This window comes from Streptomyces sp. NPDC058001 (assembly GCF_042886315.1).
GTDB lineage: Bacteria > Actinomycetota > Actinomycetes > Streptomycetales > Streptomycetaceae > Streptomyces.
On record NZ_JBHVQT010000004.1, the window covers coordinates 257,217 to 277,106 of the forward strand.

Here is a 19,890-nt window from a genome sequence, read left to right on the forward strand (position 1 = left end):
GCTCCCCTTCCGTCCTCCGGCGCGGGCACCTACTCTGACGCCCCGTCAGAAGATGTGCCAGAGCCGGGAGGCGACCGGATGCTGCTCCAGGGGAAGACCGTCGTGGTGTCGGGCGTCGGGGCGGGGCTCGGCCATCAGGTCGCCGCCGCCGTCGTACGGGACGGGGGCCGCTGTGTCCTCGGGGCGCGCACGGAGGCGAACCTCGCCAAGTCGGCCGCCGCGATCGACCCTTCGGGCGAGCACACCGCGTACCGGCCCACGGACATCACGGACGAGGCGCAGTGCGACGCGCTGGCGGAACTGGCGCGCGAACGGTTCGGGGGCATCGACGCGGTGGTCCATGTGGCCGCCTGGGACAGCTACTTCGGCGGTCTTCAGGACGCCGACTTCACCACCTGGCAGGGGGTCATCGATGTGAACCTGCTGGGGACCCTGCGGATGACGCGGGCCTGTCTGCCGGGGCTCAAGGAGCGGGGCGGCTCGGTCGTCATCGTCGGCACCCAGTCGGCGGTGGCCGCGCCCTCACAGGTGTGGCAGGCGGCGTACGCGGCGTCGAAGGGGGCGCTGACCTCGGCGATGTACTCGCTGGCGCGCGAACTCGGACCGCACCGCATCCGTGTGAACACGGTACTCCCGGGCTGGATGTGGGGCCCTCCGGTCGAGGCGTACGTCAAGTTCACCGCGCACACCGAGGGCGCGTCCGAGGACGACGTACTGAGGCGGCTCACGGAGCGGATGGCGCTGCCGGAGCTGGCCACCGACGGGGATGTGGCGGACGCCGCGGTGTTCCTGACATCGGACCGGGCCCGCGCCATCACCGGTCAGTCGCTGCTCGTGAACGCCGGCGAACTCATGCGGTGACCTGAAGCCGGTCACCTGAACCGGTGACCTGAACTCGGGTATCTGAACTGGTACTTACTCACCCCCTCTCTCGGCCGTACGGGACCCGCATCCCGTGCGGCCGTCCGTCGTGTTGCACGTATGGGTCCGTCCGGCGAAGTGCCCGCTCATCGTGTGGTCGGCGTCACGGGTGCGACAACCGGCACGCGGGTCAAGAGACGGCAAAATCGTTCGCCTTACTGATCCGAGTTCATATCCATGACCGCGAAAGGTCTTGACCGGGCCCCTCGGGCAGCGGTTCAATCCCGGAAGTCCCCGCTCCCGCACGGGGGCGCCGCCCCATGGACGTTCAGGCGAAGCGCTCCTCAGCACATGGAAGTTCACAAGGCGGACCCCTGGAGGGGGCACATGAACAGTCTCGACTGGGCCGTGCTCATCGGCTACTTCGGTGTGATGGTGGCCATCGGCATCTGGTCCCACAAGCGCGTCGACAACGTGAGCGACTTCTTCACAGCGGGCGGCAAGATGCCGTGGTGGCTCTCCGGCATCTCCCACCACATGTCCGGCTACAGCGCCGTGATGTTCACCGGGTACGCGGGCATCGCGTACACCTACGGCGTGACGTCCTTCGTCACCTGGTCGTTCCCGATCGCCCTGGGCATCGCGATTGGCGCGAAGCTGTTCGCCCCGCGCATCAACCGCCTGCGCGGCCGGCTCCATGTGGCCTCGCCGCTCGAATACTTGAAGAACCGCTACAACCTGAAGACCCAGCAGGCGCTCGCCTGGTCCGGGATGCTCCTCAAGATCGTGGACGTCGGCGCCAAGTGGGCCGCCATCGCGACCCTGCTCTCCGTGTTCACCGGTATCTCCCTCAACCAGGGCATCCTCATCACCGGTGCGATCACGGCGGTCTACTGCACCATCGGCGGGCTGTGGGCGGACGCGCTGACCGAACTCGGCCAGTTCATCATCCAACTCTTCGCCGGTATCGCCATGTTCGTGGCCGTCGTCGGCAAACTCGGTGACCACGGCGGCTTCTTCGGCGTCTGGGACGAACCCGCGCTCCAGGGCCACGGCAAGCCGCTGGTCGGCCCCTACGGCACGGTCTTCCTGCTCGCGTTCCTCTTCATCAAGCTGTTCGAGTACAACGGCGGCATGCTCAACCAGGCCCAGCGCTACATGGCGACCGCCACCCCGCGCGAGGCCACCCGCTCCGCCCGGCTCTCCGCCGTCCTGTGGCTGGTGTGGCCGCTCGTCCTCTTCTTCCCCATGTGGATGTCGCCGCTCCTGGTCGACGCGCAGAAGCCGGACGGCTCCGACAGCTACGCCCTGATGACCGAACAGCTCCTGCCGCACGGGCTGCTCGGACTGGTCATCGTCGGATTCTTCTCGCACACCATGGCCATGTGCTCGTCCGACGCCAACGCCATCGCTGCGGTGTTCACCCGGGACGTGGCACCGGTCCTGTCGAAGAAGGCCCAGGGCTGGAACGACCGTGCGGGACTGATCGCGGCCCGGCTGACCACGGTCGTCTTCCTCGGCCTGTCCATGGCGGTGGCCACCCAGGTCAACTCGCCCGCGTTCAAGGACATCATCACCGTCGTCATCAAGTGGGTCGCCGGTCTGATGGGTCCGATCGCCATCCCGATGATGCTGGGTCTGCTCCGCACCTTCCGCAAGTCCGGCCCGACAGCGGCGCTCACCAGCTGGAGCATGGGCCTCCTGGCCTTCTGGCTCGTCAACTACCCCATCAACTGGAGCGTCGAGGGCGGCGTACCACTGGAGTACCAGGTCTCGATCCCGCTCGCCGTCTCCCTGATCCTGTACATCGTCATCGGCTTCATCAAGCCGGAGAACACCCCGGAACGGGACGCCCTGATCGAAACGATCAACACGGACGACGACAGCGGCATGCCGGCGGCAGCAATCCCGACTCCGGCAACGGCACCGGACGGGGCGATCGGCACCGCCAAGGACTAGCCACCCGTTGTGCCCACCCGTTCCGCCACCCCCCTTCCCGTTGTGGGCAGGCCGTCCGCTGGGGGTCCCCCCAGGCCCTTAAGGCACTGGGGGAGGAACGGGTGGGCACCGCGCCCCCAAGTACCGTCAGCCCCTCGGGTACCGGGCAAGCCACCCCGGCGCCGAACCCCCCGGTCCATGCAAAGCCGCGCCCTGCGTCATCTCCATAGCGAAATCGTCCGCCAACGAAAGAAGCGTCGGCCGCCCCTCGACCTCCGCCAACCACCCGGGGGGCAACGCGGTCTCCCCGTGCAAAGCACCCAGCAAAGCCCCGGTCAACGCCCCCGTACCGCCCGAATCCCCACCCTGGTTCACGGCCAGACACAACCCGTGCCGGATGTCCTCACCGACGAGTGAGCAGTACACGGCGGCCGAGAGCACCCCCGCCGCGTCCCCGTCGCCGACCAGTTCCTCGACCCGCGACGGCGTCGGCATCCCCTGCCGTACGGCCCCCAGGGCATGCTGAAGCCCCTCGGTGACCGGCTCATGCCCCGGCCGCGCGGCGAGCAGCGACAACGCCCGCTGCACGGCACCGTCGAGACTGTCGCCCCGGGCGAGCGCGTGCACGATCACGGCGAAGGCACCCGCCGCGAGATACCCGGTCGGATGCCCATGGGTCTGCGCGGCGCACTCGACGGCGAGTTGGGTGACGAGCTGCGGCTCCCAGCCGACGAGCAGCCCGAACGGCGCGGACCGCACGGTGGCGGCGACCGAGCGCTCTCCGGGGTTCTTGGGGGCGTCCACGGTGCCCATGACGTCGTCGCCGAAGCCGATCAGACAGGCGCGCGGCGGGTCACGGCGGACGTACAGCCACTCCTCGCGGGCCAGCCAACCGTCCTCCTTGCGGCGCTCGTCGGGCCCCCAGTCCCGCTGTGTCGCCGCCCACCGCAGATACGCGCGGTGCAGATCGGTCGGCGGATGCCAGGCGCCCGTGTCCCGCCGCACCTGGGCTCTTATCAGACCGTCCACGGTGAACAGGGTGAGCTGGGTCGCGGCAGTCACCGCACCGCGCCGCCCATGGGCCTTCGCGAGGTCGGTGATCCCGTCGGCGCCGTACTCCGCGCGGATCCCGGCGAGGTCGAGCGCGGCGACGGGCGCGCTCAGGGCGTCACCGAGGGCGAGCCCGAGCAGCGTCCCGCGCACCCGGCTACGGAAGTCCTGCTGTTCGACACGGCCCCAGACGGCGGTGGCAACCGCACTCACCGGCCTCTCCCTCCCTACCGTCCTGGCGTCCTCGACTTCGCAGCAGCACTGTAATCGACCGCGAACCGACACCAGAGAGCCCGACCAGCCACCGGAACCGCCCCCGAGGGATCACTTTCGGACACCCCGGTCAAACCCTTCCCTCACGCGAACCGCTCCTGAAGGGCGTCCCGGGCCGCCGCGACGCGGGCCAGACGGGGGGCGAGGAGGTGGGCGTCGGGGGACGGGGCCGCCTGGAGTTGGGTGAGTACCAGAACCATGTCGGCCAGAGCGTCCCAGTTGCACGGCCCGGCCAGGGCGTCCGCGAGTAGAACGTCCGCGCGAGGCCAGTCGCCAAGGGCGTAGTGGACGACCGCCCGGGGCAGGAGGAGCTTGGGCGCCTCGTTGCCGGTCTCCTCGGTGAGGCGGGCAAGGTGGCGCCACAAGGGTGCCGCCGCCGCCCGGCCCTCGATGAGCCCGACGGTCAGGGCGAGTTCGAAGGTGCCCAACACGGGGTCGTGTGCCCTCAGCCGCAGCGCGCACTGGCGAGCCGCGTCCCACCGTCCGGCGAGCCGGTGGGCCTGGGCGCGCAGCGCGTCCAGGTGCGCACCGGCCTCCGGGCCAGCCGCGTCCAGGAGACTCTGTGCCTCCTCTCCGCGTCCCTCGCGGAGCAGTTGCTCCGTGAGCAGGGTCAGCGCCCGAGCGGGGTAATTCATGGCCACATCGGGCATCCGAAGGTCCGCCTTCGCCCGGTCGATGCGCCCCAGGGCGAGCAGGGCCACGGCCCGTTTCAGCCGGGCATGTCCGTAGTCCGGGGAGAGGTCGATCGCCCTGTCCAGGTCAGCGACGGCGGCCAGCCGGTCGCCCGTCAGCATGTGGACGGCACCCCGGATGGCCAACGGCCAGGCATACGCCGGGTCCAGCTCGACGGCGCGCCCGGCGTCCGTGATCGCCTCCTCGTACCGGCCCGCGATGCGCAGGCCGTCCGCGCGTTGCGCGCGCGCCCAGGCTCTGTCCGGTGCGGCGGTCACGGCGCGGTCGAGATCGCCGAGCATGCTCTCCTTGTCGCCGAGTTCCCGGTGGAGGTGGGCCCGGCGTATCAGCGCCCACACGTAGGAGGGGTCCAGTTCGACGGCCCGGTCCAGGTCGGACCGTGCCTCGTCGTACCGTTCGAGCGCGGTCAGGACCATGCCGCGTCCGGCGTACGACGACGCGTGATCCGGGTCGAGGGTGATGGCGCGGGTCAATTCGGTCACCGCGTCCTCGTGGCGGTCCGCGAGTCGATACAGGTCGCCGCGTTCCGATGCGATCCACACGGAGTCCGGGGCGAGGGCCACCGCGCGGTCCAGGTCGGCGAACGCCTGGTCCGTCTCGCCGCGCGCCTGCCTCAGCCTGGCCCGGCGCACCAGTGCCCACAGATAGTCGTCCTGGAGACCGAGCGAGCGGTCGAGGTCCATGAGCGCCGCGTCGAGATCGCCGAGTCCGTAGTGACAGACGCCGCGTGAGGCCCAGATACCGGCGTTCGTCGGATCCAGCGCGCCGGCCCGCTCGAAGTACCTCACGGCATCGTCGAAACGCCCCGCAACCCGACAAGTCTCGCCCAGCTCATAGACGATCCAGGACGTGTCAGGGGCCAGCATGTCCGCGCGGCCGAGGTCCGCGAGCGCCGCGTCATAATCACCGAGCAACTGCCTGGTCACGCCAAGCCCGTAGTGGGCGCGGACCAATTCCGGGTCGAGGGCGAGCGCCCGCCCGTACTCGGCGACCGCCCGCGTGAACTCACCCGCGTTACGCCACTCCCGCCCGCGCACCGCATGCGCCTCGGCCCGCCCGGCGACATCGAGCCCGGGGCGCGCCAGCAGCAGGTCCAGCGCCCCCGCCACCCCATCCCCGTCATCCGCGAGCGCCCCCGTGAGTCCCCGCCCCCACTTCCGTACCGCCTCCGTATCCGTGTCCTCCCCCGCATCGCTCAGCATCCGCGCCCACCGCCGCCCGACCACCGCGCCCACGCGGCAGGCCGCCACCACATCCGCGAGCGCTCCGGGCAGCGCCGCGACCGGGCGGGCGCACAGCAGGTGGTACGTCTCCTCCAGGCGCTGTTCGCGCCACGGTTCGTGTTCCCAGACGTCGTCCGGGTCGAGCCCTTCGGCGGCCTCCTCGCGCCAGCGGCCGAAGGTCTCGGCGAGGCGGGCGTGCCGGGCCGCGAGGTCGCGTCGGGAGCGGTGCCGCTGGAGCCGGAGCATCGGCGCCCGTACGACGTCGTGGTACTGGACGCCTCCGCCGCCGTCCGCGCCCCGGCCCCGGTCCCGTACGAACGGCAGTCCGCACAGCCAGCCATACAGTGCCCCGGTCTCGTCCGGCGGGGTGTCGGCGGCGGCGCGGAACACGTCCTCGTCCAGGCGGCGCGGTACCGCGCAGGCCAGGGCGGCGGTCCGGCGCTTCGGGTCCTGTTCCCATTTCAGGAAGCGTTCGACGGCGGTGGTGCTGGGGTCGCCGACGTCGGCGCGGTCGGCCGGCTGGTTCTCGGCGAGTGTGGACACCAGTACCGGAAGGCCGCCCGACAGGCGCAGCACCTCGGCGACCACGGATTCGTCGGTGACGCCCTTCGTGGCGAGGAAGTCCCGGGTCTCGGACTCGCTGAACGGCTCCAGCGGCAGGTCCGCGACGAACTCCGGCAGCCCGCCGCCCCATCGCGCCGCGTCGAAGGGGCGTTGTCCGGCGAGTACGACGACGACGTGCGCGGGCAGCGGACCGTATCGCTCGGTCACCATCAGGTCCCGCAGCCAGCCGTCCAGGAACGGGCTCGTCCGCTCGTAGGTGTCGAAGAACAGGACGATCCACGGCACGTCCATGCCGTCCAGTTCGGAGGCGAACACCGGCGTGAGGACCCGGTCGGGCGCGAGGACCAGTTGGACGTCCTCCTGGTTGCGGAACCGGGCGCTGAGTACCGTCCGCAGCCGGTCCGCGCCCTGCGCCAGCTCCGCCGGGTCGAGCGCGCCCGCGAACGCGCCGACGACGGGCACCAGACCGATCCCGGCGAGGCCGGCCCGCGCGGCGACCATGCTGCCCGTCGACGGACCCTCGCCCTCCGCCGCCGCGTCGGGCACGGTGGCGGACTCGGCCTCGTGACGGCGCTGCCGGTAGGTCGCGAGCAGCTTGTCGAGCGCCTTCAACGGGTGGCCCTGCTGGGCGCATTGGACGCTGATCGCGGCCAGCGCCTCGGGCACGCTGCCGACACCCTCGTCCACGTACGCGGTCAACGCGCCGCGCTCCCGGGCGAGTTGTTCCATCTCGCGGACGAGGAAGGTCTTGCCGACGCCCGCGTGGCCGTGCACATGGAACAGGAAGCGGTGCCGGTCGTCCTCGGGCGGGAAAGTGAAGTTCTCCTGGAACGCGGCGCGTTCGCCCCGTCGGCCGACGAAGCGGACGCGTCGCCGCCGACTGATCAGATCGGCCATGGACGCCCGAGCCACCCGTGCCACCTTCCCCTCCCGACTTCGCCAACGCCTACATGTACGCCTACGCCTACGCCGTGACGTCCTGGAACCGTCCCAGGAACCGTGCCTTCCTGCCCTCCGCCCGCCACAGATACAGCCCCGTGGTCTCAGTCACCGAACCGTTGCTCGGGTAGAAGTCGTACGTCCGGGTGACGCCCTGGTACGAGTGTGCCCTCAACGCCCGTGTCAGCGCGCCGCGTTCGGGTGCGGGGAGCGCCCCGAGGCCCTGCGCCACCAGGCCCAGCGCGTCGTACGACTCGGCGGTCCCGAGCTCGATCGGGTCCGATCCGTACGCGGCCCGGTACGCGGTGACGAACTTCTTGGCGGCGGGCAGCTTCTCCGGGTCCGCGAGGGCCGTGCCGAACGCCCAGCCCTCCGCCGCGTCCCCCGCCGCCTCGAAGAACTCCGGCGTCATCACCGGCTGGGTCGCCGCACAGCCGCCGCGGAAGCCCGCGTCCCGTACCGCCTTCGCGCACAGCGCGGCCCGCCGGGGCGAGGTGCCGCAGAACAGCAGGCCCTGTGCCCGTTCCCGGACGGCGTCGGCGATCGCCTTGTCGAAGGCGCCGCTGCCCGAGGCGACGCGGTGCACGGACACGGTGCCTCCCGAGGGCGGCGCGTCGGTCACGACCTTCGCGAGCTGCCAGCTCGCGGGTTCGTCGGTCTGGTCGTCCAGCACGGCCGTGCGTTCGGAGGGCCGGACCCGGGTGAGGAACCGGTTGGTCGGCCCGCCCAGGGACGGGTGGGGCGGGCGCAGTTGGAAGACGTTGGGATAGGTGTTCTGGTAGAGGTACGGGTCCCCCGCCCAGACCGTCAGCATCGGCAACTGCGCCTTCTTGTACGGCACCCTCGCCGCGAGCGCCGTCGCGTCCGACGTCGGGCCGATGACCGCGTACACCTTCTCGTCCGCGCCGAGTTGTCCGGCGACCTTCACGGCCCGGTCCGGGTCGCCCCGGTCGTCCACGACCCGCAGTGTGAGCCGTACGGCACGGTTCCGCCGCGCGTTGTACGCGGCGACCGCGAGCCGCGCGCCCCGCTCCTGGGCGCGGCCCGCCGCCTTGCCGGGTCCGCTGAGGTCGCCGTGCAGCCCGATGACGCACTCCGGCAGGTCCCGTCCCGCGCCCGCGCCGCCCGCATCTCCCCCGCCGCCGCCTCGCGCCGCGAACCAGGCCGCCGTGCCGCCCCCGGCCGCGACGACGCCCGCCGCCGACGCCAGCGTCAGGAACCGCCGGCGGCCCATGGGGGTCGCGTCCGTGACCGATGGGATGTCCTCGGTACGGGGCCCCGGCTCCGGCAGGTCCAGGACCCGGGACGAGCGCTCGGCGATCAGCGCGGTCAGGCCGGGCGGCAACCAGTCCGTGTCGTCCGCCAACGGGCCCAGTTCCGTGGCGAGTTGGTCCGCCGTGGGCCGGGTCGCCGGGTCCTTGGCGAGGCACCGCTCCAGGACCGGGCGCAGCTCGTCCGGCATCCCGGCCAGATCGGGTTCCTCATGGACGGTGCGGAACATGACGGCCGCCGCGGCGCCGGTCCCGAACGGGCGGCGGCCCGTCGCCGCGTACGCCAGGACACAGCCCAGCGCGAACACATCGCTCGGCGGCCCGACCTCGCCGCCCGCTCCCCGGGATCTGGCCTGTTCGGGCGCGAGATAGCCGGGGGTGCCGATCACGGCGTCCGTCGCGGTCAGCGCGGTCGCGTCCGCCGCGCGCGCGATACCGAAGTCGATGAGGCGCGGGCCGTCCAGGGCGAGCAGCACATTGCCCGGTTTGACGTCCCGGTGGACCAGCCCTGCCGCGTGCACCTCGGCGAGCGCCCGCGCGAGCCGCGCCCCGAGCGCCCGAACCGCCGGATACGGCAGCGGACCCAGCTCGGCGACGGCCTCGGCGAGCGCGGGTCCCGATATGAAACCGGTGGCCAGCCAGGGCGCGCGGGCCTCCGCGTCGGCCGCCGTCACGGGCACCACCCAGCGGCCCGTGAGCCGCCGCGCGATCTCGACCTCGCGGCGGAACCGGGCCCGGAAGCCGGGGTCGGCCGCGTACTCGGGGCGTATCGACTTCAGCGCGACCAGGGCGCCGCCCTCCGAGCGGGCCAGATACACCACGCCCATGCCGCCCGCGCCGAGCCGCGCGAGCAGCCGGTGCCCGCCGATGACCTCCGGGTCGGTCCCCTTCAGTGCCCGCATCCGGCCTCAGTTCCCCGGGGCGCCGGCGGGCGCACGCCCCGTATAGCGGAACGCGCCGTCGGTGACTTGGTACAGATACATGCCGGCGCCGACCAGGTTGCCCATCCGGTTCGCGTTCTTGGTCTCGAACGCGAGCGGCTTCACGATCCCGTCGTACCGGGCCGCCCGCAGCGGGGCGACCAGCGACTTCGGCGCGGGACGCCGCTTGCCGCCGTCGGATTCCTTCACCACCTGCTGGATCAGGAAGTTCACGGCGTCGTACGACTCGGCGGCCCACCGTGCGGGTGCCACGCCGAACCGTTCGCGGTGGGCGGCGGCGAACGTCCGCAGCTCCGGGGCGCCGGGACCGATCGCCGCCGAGAGCACCGTCCAGCCTTCGGCGGCCTTCCCGGCTGCCTTCGGGAACGCCGCGTCGAACACGGCCTCGTCGGCGAACCGCGGCCCCTTGAAGCCCCGTTCGGCGAGCGCCCTCGCGACCTTCGCGGCTCCGTCCGGGGGGCCGCAGTACACGACCGAGCCGACGCCTCGGGCCAGCAGATCGGCGACGACCGGCCGGTAGTCGCGGGTGGACACCGGGACGACCCGGGGATGGGCCGGGCGGCCCGCGTAGCGCAGCATGGCGTTCACCATCTGCGCGTACTGCCAGGACACCGAGTCGTCGCGCCGGTCCTGGATCAGTCCCGGCGTCCCGGCCCCGGCCGTACCGAGGAGTCCCCACGCGATTCTGGCGCCGCCGTCGCCGTGGATCGGGCGGGCCCGCAGCAGGGTGCGCGGACCGGTGAGGAACAGGGAGCTGTCCCCGCATGTCACCGTGATCAGCGGGAGCAGCGCCGCGTCGTAGGTGTCGATGGCGGCCTTCGTGGTCCGGTCGTCGGACGGTCCCAGTACCGCCAGGACGTCCCGGTCGCCGGTCAGTTTCCTGGCCGCCGCTGCCGCGCGCTCCGGTCGGCCGCCGTCGTCGGAGGTCTTCAGGGTCACCTCGAAGGGCCGGTCCTTGCGGGCGTTGAACTGTTCGACCGCGAGCCGCGCGCCCCTCTCCTGCGCCCGCCCGACCGCCTTGAGCGGGCCGCTCAGATCGGCCTGGACACCGATGGTCCAGCGGCGGGCGGCGGGGGTCTTGGGCCGGGGTGAGTCGGCGAGCGCGGCCCGGAGTCCGGCGCCGCCGCCGACCGCGAGGACCGTGGCACCGGAGGCGACAGCGAGGAACCGGCGCCGGTTCGGCGGGTCCGGTGGCGTCTGCGGGTCCGCCAAGGTCGGTTCGATGTCAGGGAGTTCGAGCATGGTGGCGGCCCGGTCCGCGATCATGCGTACGACATCTGCGGGCAGCCACTCGGCGGTGCCGGACGGCAGGTCCTCGATCAGTGCCGCGTCGACCTCGGCGGCGGTGGGACGGTCGGCGGGGTCCTTGGCGAGACAGCGGCGGATCAGGGCGGCCAGGTCTTGCCGACCGGACGCGGCGCCGGACGGTTCGCCTCCGTCACCGGCACGCTCTCCGTGAGCATCCGCCGTGTCGTCCAGCCCCGCCAAGTCCGGCTCGTCGTGCACCGTCCGGTACAGCAGGGCGTCGACCGCGCCGGTGCCGAACGGGGGGCGGCCGGTCGCCGCGTACGCCAGCAGACAGCCGAGCGAGAAGACGTCGGTGGCCGGGCCGAGGGCGTCGCCGCGTGCCCGCGCCTGTTCCGGCGAGAGGAAGCCGGGGGTGCCGATGACGAGGTCGGCCGAGGTCAGCGCGGTGTCGTCGAGGGAGCGGGCGATCCCGAAGTCGATGAGGCGCGGCCCGTCGACGGCCAGCAGCACATTGCCGGGCTTGACGTCGCGGTGGACAAGCCCGGCCGCGTGCACGGCGCCGAGCGCGCCGGCGAGCATCTTGCCGAGGACGCGGACGCTCCGTACCGGCAGCGGCCCGCACGCGGCGACCGCCTCGTTCAGCGCCGGGCCCGGCACGAACGCCGTGGCCATCCACGGCTGTTCGGCGTCCAGGTCCGCGCCGGTGACCGGTACCGCCCAGGGGCTGGAGACGCGGCGCGCCGCGTCCGCCTCCCGCCGGAACCGGGCCCGGAACTCGTCGTCGGCCGCGTACTCGCTCTGGATGACCTTGACGGCGGCGAGCGCGCCTGACTCCGCTCGGGCCAAATAGACGACGCCCATGCCGCCCGCGCCGAGCCGGCCCAGGAGACGGTGGCCGCCGATCGATGACGGGTCGGACGGAAGCAGGGACTCGGTCATGAGGTGGCTTCCAGTTCCTGCTTGATCCGCTGACGCATCGAGGTCATGCCGCCGATCTGGGTTCTTTCCAGCTCCTCGTCCGTGAAGCCCTGGGCACCCTTCACCACGACGGCGAAGGTGACCGGGCCGAGCCGGGACTGGTTCCAGGCGTAGAAGACGCGGGCGCCGCCCCGCGCGTCGTCGTGGTAGTAGCCGCGCTCGTTGAGCGAGTCGTCGTTGGACAGGTTGCCGCCCTCGCCGTAGGCGGCGCCGAGGGACAGCAGTCCGGTGACCCGTTCGGTGGGGCCGAGCCGCTGGTCGGGGCAGCGCATCGCCTCTTCCAGGGTCTCGGCCATCTCCCGGTCGGCCGCCGCGCTGTCCCGGTGCACGGTGACGACGGCGGCGATCCGGACCCGCCCCTTGCCGTCCGACGCGGGCAGTTCGCTGCGGCGGGTGAGGGTGGCGAGGACATCGCTGCCGGCGGGGACGTTCTCGCGCTGCCAGTCGCACGAGTCGTCCAGGACCGTCCACTCGGCGGGATCACTGTCGTACGCCGCGGACTTCTCGTAGCCGGGGCCGTGCACCTCGGGCCCGACGGCTATGCGGGCCACCAGGGCACGGGCGGCGGCGCGGGACGCGGGCATACGGGCCGGGTCGGCGGTGAACCCGGCGGATGTGGGGCTCGGGGACGGGTGCGCCGAGGTTCCCTCGGCGGAGGGAGTGGGCTTCCCGTCCGATGGCTGCGAGGTGCAACCCGTGAGCAGCGCCCCGCATAAGGCGAGGGCGCCCCCCGTCCAGCACGTCGCCCGGTACGTCGTCAGGAACGTCACACATCCCCCAGAGATGAAACGCAGCCCTACCTGGTGCACGGTCCGTAGGTCCCGACGCCGACCGCGCTCCCCCGGTTCCGGTTCAGCCCGTGCCGAATACCCGGCTCAGTCCCCCAACACCGGGAGCAGACGCGGGAGATGACCGTCCGACGCGGTCGCCGCGCGCTGCCGTTCCTCGGGGACGTCGCCGTACAGCGTGGTCCGGGGCCTGGCCGGGCGGCCCGCCGCGTCGGCGATGGCGATCAGGTCCTTGACCGAGCGGTACGAGCCGTAACTGGAGCCCGCCATCCGGGAGATGGTCTCCTCCATCAGGGTGCCGCCCAGGTCGTTCGCGCCGGAGCGCAGCATCTCCGCCGCGCCCTCGGTGCCGAGCTTGACCCAGCTCGTCTGGATGTTGCGGATGTGCGGATACAGCAGGATCCGGGCCATCGCGGTGACGGCGCGGTTGTCCCGGGTGGTGGGCCCTGGACGGGCGATGCCCGCGAGATACACGGGCGCGTTGGTGTGGATGAAGGGGAGGGTCACGAACTCCGTGAAGCCCTCGACGCCCTTGGCGAGCGCCTTCTCCTGGATGCCGGCCAGAGTACGCAGATGGCCCAGCCAGTGGCGGGGCTGGTCGACATGGCCGTACATCATCGTGGACGAGGACCGCAGGCCCACCTCGTGCGCGGTCTCGATGACCTCGATCCAGGTGGCGGTGGGCAGCTTGCCCTTGGTGAGGATCCAGCGGACCTCGTCGTCCAGGATTTCCGCCGCCGTGCCCGGGATCGAGTCGAGGCCGGCCTCCTTCGCCGCGGTCAGCCAGTCGCGGATCGACATACCGGTACGGGTCGCGCCGTTGACGACCTCCATCGGCGAGAACGCGTGCACATGCATGCCCGGCACCCGCTCCTTGACGGCCCGCGCGATGTCGAAGTACGCGGTGCCCGGCAGGTCGGGGTGGATACCGCCCTGCATGCAGACCTCGACCGCGCCGACGTCCCACGCCTGCGCGGCCCGGTCGGCGACCTGGTCCAGGGAGAGCGTGTAGGCGTCCGCGTCGGTGCGACGCTGCGCGAACGCGCAGAACCGGCAGCCGGTGTAGCAGACATTGGTGAAGTTGATGTTCCGCGTGACGATGTACGTGACGTCGTCGCCGACGGCCGAGGCGCGCAGGTCGTCCGCGACGCCGCAGAGCGCGTCCAGCGCGGGGCCGTCCGCGTGCAGCAGGGCGAGCGCCTCGTCGTCGGTGAGCTTCGTCGGGTCGTCGGCGGCCCGGCGCAGCGCGGCGCGGATGTCACCGTCGACGCGGGACGGCACCATGCCGGGCGCCGCCTGTTCGCGCAGGGCCTCCCAGTCGCCGTACACCTCGTCGAAGTCGTCGCGCCGGTCCGACGTACGGCCCGCGGTGTCGATGGTGCGGTGCAGATCGGTGCGGCCCGACGCGGCGACGTATCCCTCGTCGGGTTCCTGCCAGGGCAGGCCGACCGGGGTCGCGTCGGGCGCGGCGAGGCCGGTGTCAGCGTCACTCAGCGCGCGGACGTGCGGCAGCAGACGGGGGTCGAGCCAGGGTTCGCCGCGCTGGACGAACTCCGGGTACACGCAGAGCCGTTCGCGCAGTTCGAAGCCCTCTTCGGCGGAGCGGGCGGCGAGTTCGTCGATGTGCGGCCAGGGGCGCTCCGGGTTGACGTGGTCCGGGGTGAGCGGGGACACGCCTCCCCAGTCGTCGATACCGGCGCCGATCAGCCGCCCGTACTCGGCGTCGACCAGGTTGGGCGGGGCCTGGAGACAGGCCGACGGGCCCATGATGTGCCGGGCCACGGCGACCGTCGCGACCAGGTCGTCCAGCTCGGCGTCCGGCATGCCACGCATCGCCGTGTCCGGCTTGGCACGGAAGTTCTGGATGATGAGTTCCTGGATGCCGTGGTAGGAGCGGGCGACCCGGCGCAGCGCGAACAGGGAGTCGGCGCGCTCCTCGTAGGTCTCGCCGATGCCGATGAGCAGTCCGCTGGTGAACGGCACCGATGAGCGGCCCGCGTCCTCAAGGACCCGCAGCCGGACCGCCGGTTCCTTGTCGGGCGAGCCGTAGTGCGGGCCGCCCGGTTCGCTCCACAGCCGGGTCGCCGTGGTCTCCAGCATCATCCCCATCGACGGCGCGACCGGCTTGAGCCGCTGGAAGTCCGTCCAGGTCATGACGCCCGGGTTGAGATGGGGCAGCAGCCCGGTCTCCTCCAGGATCCGGATCGCCATCGCGCGGACGTACGCGATCGTGTCGTCGTACCCCTCCGCCTCCAGCCACGCGCGGGCCTCGGGCCAGCGGTCCTCCGGCTTGTCGCCGAGGGTGATCAGGGCTTCCTTGCAGCCCAGTTCGGCGCCGCGCCGGGCGATGTCCAGGACCTCGTCCGGGGACATGAACATGCCGTGACCGGCGCGGCGCAGCTTGCCCGGCACGGTCACGAAGGTGCAGTAGTGGCACTTGTCCCGGCACAGCCGGGTGAGCGGGATGAACACGCTCTTCGAGTACGTGATGACCCCGGGGCGCCCCGCGGCCTCCAGACCCGCGTCACGCACCCGGGCCGCCGACGCGGCGAGATCACGCAGATCGTCGCCGCGCGCCTGGAGCAGGACGGCGGCCTCCGTGACGTCGAGCGCGACGCCGTCCCGGGCACGGCGCAGGGCACGGCGCATGGCGTTGGCGGTGGGGCTGTCAGTCATGACTCCGAGCATACGAGTGGGGACGGACAGCGTCTGCCCTGGGCCGATGGCCGATGGCCAGGTAGGGTTGTAGCAAGTGTTGTGCCAGGCGGTGTGCTGAGCCAGGAGTCCGTAGCCGGCGAAAACGGGGGCCGACGATGATCGAACTGGGAATACTGTTCGGGGGCATGGCGGGGTTCGTGGTCCTGCTGATCGTGATCATTCTGCGCCGCGGCAACCGGGGCACGGAGAACGCGGACGGGCTCCTTCTCGAACAGCGGCGCCGTGAGCAGGCGTTCAACGACCGGCAGATCTACAACTCCCGGTCCGTGCACAACGGACCGCCGACGATCACCGACTCGTACCGCAATCAACCCTGACTCCGCCCACATCGTGCCGCCCGCGGACCGGAGTTGTTCATTTGTGCCGCTGGCGTATGCGTACGGTGTGGGGAAGCATGGGCGTGCCCCGTACGGGCTGTGCGAGGGCGGACGCGAGGAGAGCGCGATGAACGCGGAGCAGGCACCGGTGGGCAAGATCGACACGAGTACGCCGCACTCGGCGCGGATGTGGAACTACTGGCTGGGCGGCAAGGACAACTACGAGGTCGACCGGCAGCTCGGCGCGCACATGGAGGAGATGTTCCCGCAGATCATCACCATCGCCCGCGCCTCACGCCGGTTCCAGGCCCGCGCGGTGCGGCACGTGGCCGAGGAGGCGGGGATCAGACAGTTCCTCGACCTCGGTACGGGCCTGCCGACCGCGAACTCCACGCACGAGGTCGCCCAGGACGTCGCACCGGAGTCGCGGATCGTCTACGTCGACAACGACCCGATCGTCCTGACCCACGCCCGCGCGCTCCTGGTCAGCAAGCCCGAGGGCGCCACGGCGTATGTGCCGGCCGACCTGACGGACGCGGCGACGGTGCTTCCGGAGGCCGCGAAGACGCTCGACCTGACGAAGCCGGTCGCGCTGATGCTGCTCTCCACGCTCGGCCATGTCACGGACGACGAGCAGGCCCGTGCCCTGCTCCAGAGCTACCTGGACGCCTTCCCCGCCGGTAGCTGTCTCATCACCTGCGACACGATCGAGACGCCGGAGACTCGGGCCGCGTCGGACGAGTACGAGGACGGGGGGGCGCTGCCGTACAAGTCACGTCCCGCCGAGACGCTCCGCTCCTTCGCGGATGGCCTGGAGATGGTCGAGCCCGGATTCGGCTCGATCGACTTCTGGCACCCGGAGCAGCCGTTCACGGGAACGCCGGTGGATCAGTGGGGTTACGTCGCCTTTAAGCGGTAACGCTCCGCTGCGAGGCAGGTAAGGGGTGGCGGGGTGGTCGGGAAGCTGCGGGTCCGCTCTGGCTGATCGCGCCCCCGCGGCGAAGCCGCAAATGTCACAGTCCCGCGCCCCTAAAGGGCGCGGTACTGCTCGCGCCGTTGCCTCTTGCCCAGCGGGGCCTGGGACAGGTCCTCGGCCTGGGAACGCAGGTTCTTGAAGCCGTATCCGCGCGCGTTCAGCCACGCCTCCGCAGCGGTCTCGGCCCGTTCGGTCGCTTCCAGGATGTCCTCCTCCGCCTCACCGGAGTCCTGGAAGCGGAAGGTGAAGGCGTCGCGTGCGGTGATGTCGTAGCTGAGATGCCCCTCCGTGGTGAAGGCGGCCCGCAGCACATCGTGCTCGGCGGCATCGGCGAGCAACGCGTCGCGCTGCTCAGCACTCAGCCCATCAAAAACCCCACGCACGGTCACCCGAAACACACGATTGCTCATCCCACGACCATAAGGACGAGGCCGCCCTCGCCTCCACCGGATTTCCGGGCGGTCTACAGATAGCGCTCGTAGTCGTCCAGTATGCCCAGGACTTCCTTCTCTCCCGCCGGCGGGAGTTGGACGACGACCTCCTTGATGCCCAGGTCCGCGTAGTGGGTGAGTTTTCCTGGGGTGGGGTGGATGGCGTGCGGGATGATCTGGAGGGATTCCGGGGTGCGGCCCGCTGATTGCCAGGCGGTGCGCAGGCGCGGGAGGGATTCCGTCAGGCCGCGGCCTCCGATCGGCATCCAGCCGTCCGCGTACGCGCTGATGTGCGCGAACAGCTTCGGGCCCGCCGCGCCGCCGATGAGGGTGCGGGGGCCGGTCACCGGGCCTCGGGGCCGCTGGAACGGTTTCGGGTAGGCGTGGCTCGCGCGGACCGAGATGCCGAACTCGCCCTTGTACGCGGTGGGTTCGGCGGACCACAGGGCGCGCATCAGCGCCATGCGGTCGCGGGTGAGTTCGCGGCGGGTGCGCCATTCGACGCCGTGGTCGTCGGCCTCCTCGACGTTCCAGCCGAAGCCGACGCCCAGCGTGAAACGGCCGCGCGAGAGATGGTCCAGGGTCGCGATCTGCTTGGCGAGGGCGATCGGGTCGTGCTGGGTGACGAGCGTGATGCCGGTGCCGAGGGCCAGGTCGTCCGTGACGGCCGCCGCCTGGGCCAGGGCCACGAACGGGTCCAGGGTCCGGGCGTACTCCGGGGGCAGGTCGCCGCCCATCGGGTACGGGGTCGTGCGATCCACCGGGATGTGCGTGTGCTCGGGCAGGTACAGGCCCGCGAAACCACGCGCCGCCAGCTCCCGCGCCAGCCGTACCGGCGTGATCGTCTCGTCGGTCAGGACAATCGTGGTCGCGATCCGCATCGACATCGGCACGCTCCGGGTCAATTCGTGTGGGTCGGCGAGGCGCCCTCTTCCTACACTCAGGGGCTTCAGGAGTCCATCCGCCTGTCCATCTGCCGATCCCCTTCCCTTGCACGGGAGTTCACGGGTCAATACCAGAGTTGCGTGGCACCACCCGTGTCACACCCGACCCAGGTCACACCCGACCCCCAGGGGGCATTTCATGTGTGAGGACGACACCACGATCGGCAGGCGCACACTGTTCGTGACGGGCGCCGCCGCCGCGCTTACGTTGGGAAGCGTGAGTTTCGCGAGCGGTGCCGAGAATCCCGACGCGGTCCGGAGAGAACCGGGCAGCACGGAGACGAAGACGGTCAAGGGCACCCTGCCCACCGGTTCGCCCGACTTCGTGTACCTGCCCGTCGAGGTCCCGCGCGGTGTGCGCGAGATCCATGTCGCGTACACCTACGAGCGGGTCACCGTCCCCGCCGGTACCCCGGGCAACGCCCTCGACATCGGTATCTTCGACGAACGCGGTACCGACCTCGGCGGCCAGGGATTCCGGGGCTGGTCCGGTGGCGCCCGTACCGAGTTCTTCCTGCGCGCCGACGACGCGACCCCCGGCTACCTCCCGGGTCCGGTCCGCGCCGGTACGTGGCACATCGCGCTCGGCCCGTACACGGTCGCGCCGCAGGGCCTCCCGTACGAGGTCACGATCACCCTGACGTACGGGGAGCCCGGTCGTACGCCGAAGCCGGTGTATCCGCCGGAGCGGGCGCGGGGGCGGGGGCGTGCCTGGTACCGGGGCGACTGCCACTTGCACTCCTGGTACTCCGACGGCAAGCGCACCCCCGCCGAGATCGCCGCGCTCGCCCGCGCCGCCGGGCTCGACTTCATCAACACCTCCGAGCACAACACGCAGTCCGCGCACGCCCATTGGGCCGACCAGGCGGGCGACGACCTGCTGATCATGCTGGGTGAGGAGGTCACCACGCGCAACGGCCATGTGGTGGCGCTCGGCACCGAACCTGGCACCTTCATCGACTGGCGTTATCGCGCGCGGGACAACCGGTTCGGGCACTACGCCCGGAAGATCCGTTCGGCGGGCGGTCTCGTCGTGCCGGCGCATCCGCACGCGACGTGCATCGGCTGCAACTGGAAGTTCGGCTTCGGTGAGGCCGACGCGGTCGAGGTGTGGAACGGCCCCTACACGCCGGAGGACGAGGTGTCCCTCGCCGACTGGGACAACACCCTGGTCGCCGGGGTACGGCAGGGCCGCCGCGACTGGATTCCGGCGATGGGCAACAGCGACGCGCACCGCGACCCGGACCGGATCGGCCTTCCGCAGACGGTGGTTCTCGCCGACGACCTCACGCGTACGGCGATCCAGGAAGGTATCCGCGCGGGCCGCAGCTATGTCGCCGAGTCGTCGGCGGTGACGGTCGCGTTCTCGGCTTCCGGCGGGCGCGGCAAGTACGCGGGCATCGGGGAGCGGCTGCGGGTCGACGCGGACACCCCCGTGACGGTACGGGCCGAGGTCGCCGGGGTGCCCGGGTGCACGGTCTTCTTCGTCACGGATCAGGGCACCTTGTTCAGCACCTCCGTCCCGCAGTCCGGCGAGGTGACCGCCGAGTGGCGCACGACGCCCGCGTACGCCGCGTATGTCCGTGCCGAGGTCCGGCGCGCGCCGATGGTTGCGGGGCTGCCGGGACCGCTCGCGGCGTTCACGAACCCGGTGTTCCTGGGGAGTTGAGCGGGACCCGTTCCGGAACCGTCGCCTCCTGCCCTCTCCTGTCACAGACGTGTCACCAAGGTGTTCGC

13 protein-coding genes are annotated in these 19,890 nt (G+C 71.5%); 5 read left to right on the plus strand and 8 right to left on the minus strand.

What is annotated here, in order from left to right; translation table 11 throughout:
• The first annotated feature begins 78 nt into the window (after window positions 1-78).
• Complete coding sequence (locus tag ACFVT5_RS10915) at window positions 79-861, plus strand: SDR family oxidoreductase (protein ID WP_389885243.1); 783 nt, start codon at window positions 79-81, stop codon at window positions 859-861.
• 387 nt (window positions 862-1,248) lie between these two features.
• A complete protein-coding gene (locus tag ACFVT5_RS10920; RefSeq protein WP_389884221.1) occupies window positions 1,249-2,820 on the plus strand; it encodes a sodium:solute symporter family protein in 1,572 nt (523 codons plus the stop codon).
• A 126-nt stretch (window positions 2,821-2,946) separates the two neighbouring features.
• On the opposite strand, the gene ACFVT5_RS10925 is transcribed toward ACFVT5_RS10920, so the two are convergent.
• From ACFVT5_RS10925 to ACFVT5_RS10950, 6 genes are all read right to left on the minus strand, one after another.
• Entirely contained in the window at window positions 2,947-4,062 is a 1,116-nt protein-coding gene (locus ACFVT5_RS10925; RefSeq protein ID WP_389884223.1) for an ADP-ribosylglycohydrolase family protein, read from the minus strand.
• Between the two features lie 143 nt (window positions 4,063-4,205).
• Window positions 4,206-7,514 (minus strand): tetratricopeptide repeat protein, encoded by a 3,309-nt coding sequence (locus tag ACFVT5_RS10930; RefSeq protein WP_389884226.1) that lies wholly within the window; start codon window positions 7,512-7,514, stop codon window positions 4,206-4,208.
• 52 nt (window positions 7,515-7,566) lie between these two features.
• On the minus strand, window positions 7,567-9,714 hold the full coding sequence (locus ACFVT5_RS10935) for a bifunctional serine/threonine-protein kinase/ABC transporter substrate-binding protein (RefSeq protein WP_389884229.1): 2,148 nt from the start codon (window positions 9,712-9,714) through the stop codon (window positions 7,567-7,569).
• A gap of 6 nt (window positions 9,715-9,720) precedes the next feature.
• Window positions 9,721-11,940 carry a bifunctional serine/threonine-protein kinase/ABC transporter substrate-binding protein gene (locus ACFVT5_RS10940; RefSeq protein ID WP_389884232.1) on the minus strand — a complete coding sequence of 740 codons (2,220 nt, stop codon included), beginning with the start codon at window positions 11,938-11,940 and terminating at the stop codon, window positions 9,721-9,723.
• Window positions 11,937-12,563 (minus strand): hypothetical protein, encoded by a 627-nt coding sequence (locus ACFVT5_RS10945; RefSeq protein ID WP_389884235.1) that lies wholly within the window; start codon window positions 12,561-12,563, stop codon window positions 11,937-11,939. Before ACFVT5_RS10945 ends, ACFVT5_RS10940 begins: the two co-directional genes overlap by 4 nt.
• A gap of 291 nt (window positions 12,564-12,854) precedes the next feature.
• On the minus strand, window positions 12,855-15,455 hold the full coding sequence (locus ACFVT5_RS10950; protein WP_389884238.1) for a bifunctional FO biosynthesis protein CofGH: 2,601 nt from the start codon (window positions 15,453-15,455) through the stop codon (window positions 12,855-12,857).
• Between the two features lie 155 nt (window positions 15,456-15,610).
• Between ACFVT5_RS10950 and ACFVT5_RS10955 the strand changes: the two genes are divergently transcribed.
• Together ACFVT5_RS10955 and ACFVT5_RS10960 are read left to right on the plus strand one after the other, a co-directional pair.
• Entirely contained in the window at window positions 15,611-15,802 is a 192-nt protein-coding gene (locus ACFVT5_RS10955) for a hypothetical protein (protein WP_389884241.1), read from the plus strand.
• A 127-nt stretch (window positions 15,803-15,929) separates the two neighbouring features.
• Entirely contained in the window at window positions 15,930-16,721 is a 792-nt protein-coding gene (locus ACFVT5_RS10960) for an SAM-dependent methyltransferase (RefSeq protein ID WP_389884243.1), read from the plus strand.
• A gap of 110 nt (window positions 16,722-16,831) precedes the next feature.
• Here ACFVT5_RS10960 and ACFVT5_RS10965 read toward each other — a convergent pair whose 3' ends face one another.
• Window positions 16,832-17,188 (minus strand): DUF6204 family protein, encoded by a 357-nt coding sequence (locus tag ACFVT5_RS10965; RefSeq protein ID WP_389884246.1) that lies wholly within the window; start codon window positions 17,186-17,188, stop codon window positions 16,832-16,834.
• A gap of 53 nt (window positions 17,189-17,241) precedes the next feature.
• Entirely contained in the window at window positions 17,242-18,090 is an 849-nt protein-coding gene (locus ACFVT5_RS10970) for a TIGR03619 family F420-dependent LLM class oxidoreductase (protein WP_389885246.1), read from the minus strand.
• Window positions 18,091-18,292: 202 nt separating this feature from the next.
• Between ACFVT5_RS10970 and ACFVT5_RS10975 the strand changes: the two genes are divergently transcribed.
• Window positions 18,293-19,822, plus strand: a complete 1,530-nt coding sequence (locus ACFVT5_RS10975; RefSeq protein ID WP_389884249.1) for a CehA/McbA family metallohydrolase — start codon at window positions 18,293-18,295, stop codon at window positions 19,820-19,822.
• The last annotated feature ends 68 nt before the right edge of the window (window positions 19,823-19,890 follow it).